At 38.7% G+C, this 7,609-nt stretch carries 9 protein-coding genes and 4 pseudogenes; 10 read left to right on the top strand and 3 right to left on the bottom strand.

Annotated features, from left to right (window positions below; genetic code table 11):
- A pseudogene (locus tag FTT83_RS15045) lies at positions 1–119 on the top strand (IS5/IS1182 family transposase); the annotation flags it as partial.
- On the opposite strand, the pseudogene FTT83_RS15040 reads toward FTT83_RS15045, so the two are convergent.
- Positions 91–255 (bottom strand): annotated as a pseudogene (locus FTT83_RS15040) (transcriptional repressor); the annotation flags it as partial. The pseudogenes FTT83_RS15045 and FTT83_RS15040 sit on opposite strands and share 29 nt — an antisense overlap.
- Before the next feature lie 154 nt (positions 256–409).
- Between FTT83_RS15040 and FTT83_RS15035 the strand changes: the two are divergent.
- Genes FTT83_RS15035 through zigA form a run of 3 tightly spaced genes read left to right on the top strand, consistent with a single transcriptional unit; the run spans position 410 to position 2,806 of the window.
- Positions 410–1,156 (top strand): D-Ala-D-Ala carboxypeptidase family metallohydrolase, encoded by a 747-nt coding sequence (locus FTT83_RS15035; RefSeq protein WP_086197107.1) that lies wholly within the window; start codon positions 410–412, stop codon positions 1,154–1,156.
- Positions 1,149–1,559, top strand: a complete 411-nt coding sequence (locus FTT83_RS15030) for a Fur family transcriptional regulator (RefSeq protein ID WP_086197106.1) — start codon at positions 1,149–1,151, stop codon at positions 1,557–1,559. The genes FTT83_RS15035 and FTT83_RS15030 overlap by 8 nt, the downstream gene beginning before the upstream one ends.
- 14 nt (positions 1,560–1,573) lie before the next feature.
- Positions 1,574–2,806 carry a zinc metallochaperone GTPase ZigA gene (gene zigA, locus FTT83_RS15025; protein ID WP_086197105.1) on the top strand — a complete coding sequence of 411 codons (1,233 nt, stop codon included), beginning with the start codon at positions 1,574–1,576 and terminating at the stop codon, positions 2,804–2,806.
- A 90-nt stretch (positions 2,807–2,896) separates the two neighbouring features.
- On the opposite strand, the gene FTT83_RS15020 is transcribed toward zigA, so the two are convergent.
- The gene (locus FTT83_RS15020) at positions 2,897–3,217 is read right to left on the bottom strand and encodes a metalloregulator ArsR/SmtB family transcription factor (protein ID WP_086197104.1); all 321 of its coding nucleotides are present in this window, start codon (positions 3,215–3,217) and stop codon (positions 2,897–2,899) included.
- A gap of 145 nt (positions 3,218–3,362) precedes the next feature.
- On the opposite strand from FTT83_RS15020, the pseudogene FTT83_RS15015 reads away from it, so the two are divergent.
- The 6 genes and pseudogenes from FTT83_RS15015 to FTT83_RS14990 form a co-directional block, all read left to right on the top strand.
- Positions 3,363–3,512, top strand: a pseudogene (locus FTT83_RS15015) (MBL fold metallo-hydrolase); the annotation flags it as partial.
- A gap of 71 nt (positions 3,513–3,583) precedes the next feature.
- A complete protein-coding gene (locus FTT83_RS15010; RefSeq protein WP_086197103.1) occupies positions 3,584–4,366 on the top strand; it encodes a sulfite exporter TauE/SafE family protein in 783 nt (260 codons plus the stop codon).
- A 239-nt stretch (positions 4,367–4,605) separates the two neighbouring features.
- On the top strand, positions 4,606–5,001 hold the full coding sequence (locus FTT83_RS15005) for a rhodanese-like domain-containing protein (RefSeq protein WP_086197165.1): 396 nt from the start codon (positions 4,606–4,608) through the stop codon (positions 4,999–5,001).
- Positions 5,002–5,053: 52 nt separating this feature from the next.
- Positions 5,054–5,389 carry a carboxymuconolactone decarboxylase family protein gene (locus FTT83_RS15000; protein WP_086197102.1) on the top strand — a complete coding sequence of 112 codons (336 nt, stop codon included), beginning with the start codon at positions 5,054–5,056 and terminating at the stop codon, positions 5,387–5,389.
- A gap of 29 nt (positions 5,390–5,418) precedes the next feature.
- Positions 5,419–6,039, top strand: coding sequence for a class I SAM-dependent methyltransferase (locus FTT83_RS14995; RefSeq protein ID WP_180082290.1), 621 nt, complete (start codon positions 5,419–5,421; stop codon positions 6,037–6,039).
- 67 nt (positions 6,040–6,106) lie between these two features.
- Positions 6,107–6,850, top strand: a complete 744-nt coding sequence (locus FTT83_RS14990) for an SDR family NAD(P)-dependent oxidoreductase (RefSeq protein WP_086197164.1) — start codon at positions 6,107–6,109, stop codon at positions 6,848–6,850.
- Between the two features lie 79 nt (positions 6,851–6,929).
- Here the strand turns inward: FTT83_RS14990 and FTT83_RS14985 are convergent.
- Positions 6,930–7,466, bottom strand: a pseudogene (locus FTT83_RS14985) (transposase); the annotation flags it as partial.
- Positions 7,467–7,609: the final 143 nt, after the last annotated feature.

The following is a 7,609-nucleotide window of genomic DNA, read 5'->3' as shown; positions in this document are numbered from 1 at the left end:
CTTGGTTAGAAAAATGCAGAAGGCTCTGGAAAAACTGTGAAAAGCACCTAAATACGAGCCTTCAGTTCATTAATTTAGCCTTTTTAAGGCTACTTTTGCATAGAAAATATTCTGGATAGGTTCTAAGAGTTTTTTATAAATATCCTCTGCACTCAGATGGTGAGGACTTGAGTTTTCTAATATTTCTAAAATTTTTATTCGCGGAAGAGTGACTTTTAGTCCTGCTTTTCTCAGGTCTTGATTGCTAATCGCCATATATAATCCGTATTTGATAAGGATAGGGAGGAATGTAAATTTTGAGGAAGAACTTTTAAACTCATAAGCTATGTTATAACATAACAATATTAATGGTAAACTTATTAAAATTGCCAAGACGACATTTAGAGTTGCGAGATTGTAATAACTGAATATGAAGCATTTTTTAATTATAGGGTTACTTTTTTGTCTTTCAGCATGTAGTCAAAAACAAACAGGGCAATTGATTTACTCATCGAATGCCTCGGGGAAATATGCCACAAAAAAACATAAATCTGTACTATCAAATCGATTATTCAAGAAAATTGCACCAATTTCTTATCAGCATTGGCTATCTCAGCCTTTAAATAAAGATCAAGTTCTTCGTTATAAAGAGTTTTTAAAAAATAATAACTTACACAGTGTCATACCTGAGTTTGAGTTATTTCAAACTGCGAGAGATTGGCAAAATTGCAATGCATCCGAATATGAAATTCCATCTCAAGAAATTTGGAGCAATATTATTCCGACCTTAAAAATTTTGAAGGAATTGGTTGATGTCAAAGTGATTGATGATTTTACAGTCACTTCTGTCTACCGTAACTCTGCCTTAAACCGTTGTGCGAGTGGTGCTGATTCTTCAAGGCATGTTTTTAATGCAGCACTCGATTTTCGAATTGGTTCTGAACAACCCACGCCAGAAGAATCTGGAGTGATTCAGCAAACAAAAACTAAATTGTGTCAATTTTGGGTCGAAAAGGGAGTCACTTTAAATATGGGACTTGGTATTTATACTTCTGGGCAAATTCATATTGATAGTGCTGGATATCGTACATGGGGACCAGATCATAAAAGTACCTCATCACCTTGTATCACTCAGCTTTTGTCCAATCAGAATAATAAAGGAACACGAGATGAATGAATTAAAACTCAGTGTTGTGCAGCAAAGAGTGTTAACAATTTTGCAGAATGAGCAGAAGGCAATGAGCGCCTATGCTTTATTAGAAAAGGCAAAATCTTTCGGATTGCAATCTCCAGTACAGATTTATCGTATTCTAAAAAAATTATCAGGCTATGGACTGATACTTAAACTCGATACATTGAACAAATATTTAGCGTATGAATTGAGGAAGAAGCAAAGCTATTTGCTCGTCACGATTTGTACAGAATGTCAGGCAGTACAAATCGTTGATTCACCTCAGTTTGCTCACGCCATCGAACAGTCAATTTTCCCTCAAAATTTTAACTCTAAACATCATTATTTAGAGCTCGCAGGTCAATGTGCTTTATGTTTTTCCAAACATAACAGCCCTTTATTAACATAAAAGTGAGAAAGTCAATGGATCATCCTTTAGCCATCCCAGCAAAATTACCTGTAACTGTGCTGTCAGGATTCCTCGGTGCAGGTAAAACGACATTACTCAACCATATTTTAAATAACCGTGAAGGCCGTCGTATTGCTGTCATTGTCAATGATATGTCGGAGGTGAATATTGATGCTGCTTTAGTACGAGAGGGCGGTGCAGAACTTTCTCGTACAGATGAAAAGCTGGTCGAGATGAGCAATGGCTGCATTTGCTGTACGTTGCGTGAAGATTTATTGGTTGAGGTTCGTCGCCTTGCACAAGAGCATCGTTTTGATCAATTGGTCATTGAGTCAACAGGAATTTCTGAGCCATTACCTGTAGCAGAAACCTTTACTTTTGAAGATGAAAATGGTGTGTCACTGAATGAGTTTGCGCGACTTGATACCATGGTGACGGTTGTAGATGCCTTTAATTTTTTAAAAGATTACAGCTCGTATGATAGTCTGCAACAACGTGGAGAATCATTGGGTGAACAAGATGAGCGTACAGTCGTTGACTTGCTGATTGATCAAATTGAATTTTGTGATGTCATCATCTTAAATAAAGTGGATCTGATCAATGAAGAAGAAAAGCAACGTTTATTTGCAATTTTAAATAAGCTCAATCCACGCGCAAAAATTGAAATTTCTGAATTTGGTCAAGTCGATTTAGATAAGCTTTTAAACACGGGACTTTTTGATTTTAATGAAGCTTCTCAAGCTTCAGGCTGGCTGAAAGAATTGCGTGGTGAACACACGCCTGAAACAGAAGAATATGGAATTAAAAGTTTTGTATATCGTGCCAGACGTCCATTTCATCCACAACGCTTTTATGATTTTATCAATTCAGAATGGCAAGGTGTAGTCCGTTCTAAAGGCTTTTTCTGGCTGGCATCAAACCCTGAATTTGCTGCTTCTTGGTCACAAGCGGGTGCGATGGCTAGACATGGTGTTGCAGGCTATTGGTGGGCAACGGTTCCTGACGAGCATTGGCCAGAGGATCAGCAAAGCCGTGATGAAATCATCAAAAATTGGGATGAGCGTACTGGCGATGCACGACAGGAAATTGTACTGATTGGGATGGATATGGATGAGCATAGTTTAATCCAACAGTTTGACCAATGTTTACTGACGGATGAGGAAATGGCTGGGGGACCTGAGCAGTGGAAGCTGATGCTTAACCCATTTCCCGATTGGGAAAATTTAGGCCAATCTTTAGATCATTGATTTGAATGTGTAACTGACTCTTTTGTTTGAATAAGTGAGCAAAAGAGTTTGTTATCTAAAATATGAAATATTTTGAGGATGTCTCTGGTTTTAGTCTAAGTCTTTATCACTCTGACAGTACAAGTCATATAGGGTCTGCATGATTTTTAATATTCGTATATCACTTAATTGATAAAAAATCTGCTTACCTTCACGACGTGTTGATACTATTTTACTTTTTCTCAGTACAGTCAGTTGTTGTGACAAGGTCGGCTGGTAAACCCCAGCAGATATTTCAATTTTTTGAACATTCAATTCACCATCAACTAAGACACATAAAATTTTAAGACGATCAGGATTGGATAAGACTTTTAAGCAATCAGTCACAAGATTGACTTTGGAAAAGTCTATTTTTAATTCATTGTTATTCATAAATTTATCCTAAAATTCACCTTATTCTATAAAAAAGTAAAGTAACACTTGAATATAGTATATAATTATATATTATTAATAAATATATTGTTTGGTGTGTTTTGTATGTTATGCATGACGATCTAATTTCCTTTACTGGTGGATTGTCGAGATGCGAAACCAGCGTGATTCAGGACTGAGTATGCCAAAGCTGATCCTACCTTTCATTCAGATCAATATGAAAGGTGGACAGTTCCCAATGCCAGAAGAGAATGGGGTTTCTTATTTAAAACTTCCACTCAATTACTTTAAATAGGCATTTTTTCAAGATTAAACAAAAAGGTTTGTCGTTGTTTAATTGCTTTAGTAAATAGAGGAACAGTGGCTATGTGGGTATTGATACTTGAAGGGCTGGCCATCGGCGGGTTATTGGGTTTAACCGGTGCTGGTGGTGGTATTCTGGCTGTACCGGCACTGATGGCGAGTCAGGGTTGGACTGTTGCACAGGCTGCACCTGTAGGCTTGCTTGCAGTCACTTTGTCTGCATTCGTTGGAACGTTCGAAGGTTTATTCAAGCGTATTGTACGTTATCGTGCTGCACTCTGGATCGCCTTAATCAGTATTCCTTCAGCCCGTTATGGCGTGCATTTAGCCGATATAGTTTCTCCAGTCTGGTTGACGCTGGCTTTCAGCCTAGTGATGCTGATTGTGGCTTACCGGATATTCTTTAACAAAGTCAATGACTATGAAAATCCACCGTGTAAAGTCAATCAAACGACCGGTCGCCTGATCTGGAATTTGAAAACTGCCTCGTTCCTCGCCGGTATTGGTGTAGTTGCTGGTTTATTAACTGGCCTGCTTGGGGTTGGTGGTGGTTTTGTAATTGTTCCAGCGCTGCGTAAATTCACAGACCTCGATATGCGTAGTATCGTTGCGACTTCCCTGATGATTATCTTCCTGATTGGCAGTGTCAGTATTTCTGCCCACGTTCTGGATGGCTTTCAATATCCTGTTTCGGTTACGCTGACTTTTGTTCTGGCTTGTATCATTGGGATGCTCATTGGGCGTAGTTTGATACCTTTGATAAAGAGTAATCAAATCCAAAAGGTTTTTGCCACGACCGTGATTGGGGTGGCAATCTATTTAATCTATTCAGCACTCATAGGCTAGTCCTGTGCATTGTATGGATAAAGAATGCATGAGTTGATGTATGACTACATGATCTGTCATCTGAATGAATATCAAACAGGTGTAGAGTCTAAAATGAATTTAGCAAATGGGCTGTTTGCAATAGTGTGATCGTTGTAACAGTGCTGGAATGAGAGTTTATAACAAAGTGCTTTTAAGTTGCTGATCTGGCATTTATAACAGATGAGGCTGATTTTGATGAGTGAGGAAGAGTAGAAATGATGAAAACGGCAGAGCAAATGATCCTGAATGCGAAAAGACGGATTCAGGAAGTGAGTGTAGATGACTTACTTGAAGCCATGAAAAATCATAAAACCATTCTGATTGATGTTCGGGAACCGGATGAATTTCAGGCGGCAGCGATAGACCGTGCAGTGAACTATCCTCGTGGTGTTTTAGAAATGAGGATTCACCAGCATCCTTTGGCGAGCCATCATTGCGATACCCTACAGGCACTGGAACATCTTAAAGATCAGCCGATCTATTTGATCTGTGGTACAGGCGGCCGTTCGGCACTGGCTACAGATACTTTGCAGAATATGGGTTTTACTCAGGTTAAATCCGTTCAAGGGGGATTTCAAGCATGGCTAGAGCAGGGCTATCCGGTACAAAAATAATCTATTGAATAAGCAAAACCTTATTGTTGATTGTTTAGTTTGAGAGAAAGTCATGAAATACAAAGAATTAACCCAGAATATTTCAGGTAATTTAAGAACGCTCAGTCAGGATTCACCTGATTTAATGAAAAGTTTCAATCAATTATCCCAGATCGCAATGCATGATGGTGTGATTGATCCCAAAACCAAGGAATTGATTGCATTGGCGATTGGTGTGGCTGCACGTTGTGATGGTTGTATCGGTTTTCATGTCAGAACCCTGGTCAAAATGGGCATGACCCTGCAGGAGCTGGAGGAAGTTCTGGGTGTTGCGGTGTATATGGGCGGTGGACCTTCATTGATGTATGCTGCAAATGCCCTGGAAGCATTTAAAGAGTTTTCCAACTGATTGGATAGTGGCGTAAATGGAGGGATGAAATGAGTCAGCACTGGAATGAATTGTATACCCAGACGCAGGACCTATACGGCACAGCAGCAAACCTGTTTATCCAGGAAATTGCGCGGAAAATCCGGATTGAAGGTAAAACACTGGCAATTGCTGAAGGAGAAGGAAGGAATATCCTGTACTTGGCTGAGCAGGCAAGACAGGATAATTATCCTTTTTCGGCAGAAGTTTGGGATTATTCCGATGTTGCTTTGAAGCATCTGTCCAGCAAAGCCGAAGCCACAGGGATAAATCTTGAACTCCGACATGTTGATTTAACAGCAGCTAAATGGCCATCCGAGCGTTATCAAAACGTGATTTGTGTATTTGGTCATTTCGATACAGAAACGCAAACAAAGGTTTTAGAAGGCATAAGAAAATCTTTGCTAAACGGTGGATGGTTTATCGGTGAGCTGTATTCAAAGGAGCAGATCAACTATAAAACTGGTGGCCCTAAAAATATCGAATATTTATACGATCCGTGGGATATTTTGCAGGTTTTCAAGCAGGATCATATCCATCTTTTTTATGTTGGAGAGCAAGAAAGACAGGAGGGAAAATTACATTGCGGTAAATGTCATGTTATTCAATTTGCAATACAAGTGATGAAGTAAAAACAAGTGAATTATTAAATGTGATGCAAATATTCAGCATTGCAGTACTTTAAAAAGAGGTTTTATTATGTCAAATCGGTTCAAAAATAAAGTTGCCCTAGTTACTGGTGCGGGTTCTGGAATTGGGAAAAGCACAGCTATGCTTTTAGCGAAGCAGGGTGCAAGTGTTGTAGTATCGGATATTAACTTTGAAGCAGCACAAAAAGTTGCTGAGGAAATTGTATCTTTAGGCGGTAAAGCGGCTGCGAATAAAGCCAATACGGCTGAACCTGAAGACATGAAAGCAGCAGTTGAATTTTCAGTCAGCACCTATGGTGCGCTTCATTTAGCTTTTAACAACGCTGGAATATTGGGTGACGTTCAGCCAATTGCAGATTTAAGTATTGAAGCTTGGCGTCGTGTGATTGATATTAATTTGAATGCGGTCTTTTATGGCTTACATTATCAAATCCCTGCAATATTGGCAGCCGGCGGTGGTGCGATTGTGAATACAGCATCAATTTTAGGTTTAGTTGGGACTGAAAATATTTCTGGTTATGTTGCAGCTAAGCATGGTGTAACCGGGCTTACTAAAACGGCTTCGCTAGAATATGCTGAAAAGGGTATTCGTATTAATTCAGTACATCCAGGTTATATTAAAACGCCTTTAATTAGTGAGTTTGATGAAGCTGAACTGATAAAATTACACCCAGTTGGTCGTTTAGGAAATCCTGAAGAAGTTGCTCAGGTCGTTGCTTTCTTACTCTCTGATGATGCATCCTTTGTAACGGGCAGCCAGTATGTGGTAGATGGCTCCTATACTTCACAATAAGTTAATTTTAGGAAAGACCTTCACCTGATTGAGAAGGTTTTTCCTTTTAAAATTTATATAGAATAGGACTTACGCACTATTACTTATAGATTCTCTGTGGTAGCAGATGATTTTTATCGAGAATAAAGTCATCAATGAAGTTTTTGATAATTGGTCTAAATAATTTCTTCTGCCAACGATATATATTTTCAAAGATCCGCTCAAACTGGTTCTTTTGTATCTCAACGTAGGCCATCAAGGCTGAAAAAATATGATTCAAAATCAGTTTAGATCGTCTTACTTGAAACTTTTCAATATGACAAACCTGTTTAATCACCCGGTGATATTGCTCTATTTTCCAATGACTTGAATGTAATTCATGAAAACCTTCAAAGGACAATAAATCATCTTCATCTTGATGCACAATATAAAACCTCTGCTGTTCTTTTAACTGAGTCTTAAATAATTGTACAAAGCCAAAATCTTTGAGCCAGATCACTTGACCCTGATGGAAATCTGGCAATAAGCGCAGTTGAAACCATTGTCCTTTTTCTGGGGAAACCTTACGGTTACAGTCGATACCAAACATAAATCGAATACCATATTTTCTTATGGTTTTTAGATTTCCAGTCGATGAAAGAGGTGGTCCCACATGTTTGAACAACTAAAAGCTTATTTATAAGTGATACTCTGCTCTAGTTAAGCTACCTTATTTTGTTGTGGTAGCTGGTCATAGTAAAACTCATCTGGAGTCATTTTGTCCAGACTCGAATGAGGTCG

The organism is Acinetobacter sp. YH01018 (assembly GCF_013420295.1).
In the GTDB taxonomy this organism is placed as follows: Bacteria; Pseudomonadota; Gammaproteobacteria; order Pseudomonadales; family Moraxellaceae; genus Acinetobacter.
This window is presented reverse-complemented; position numbering and strand designations above follow the sequence as displayed.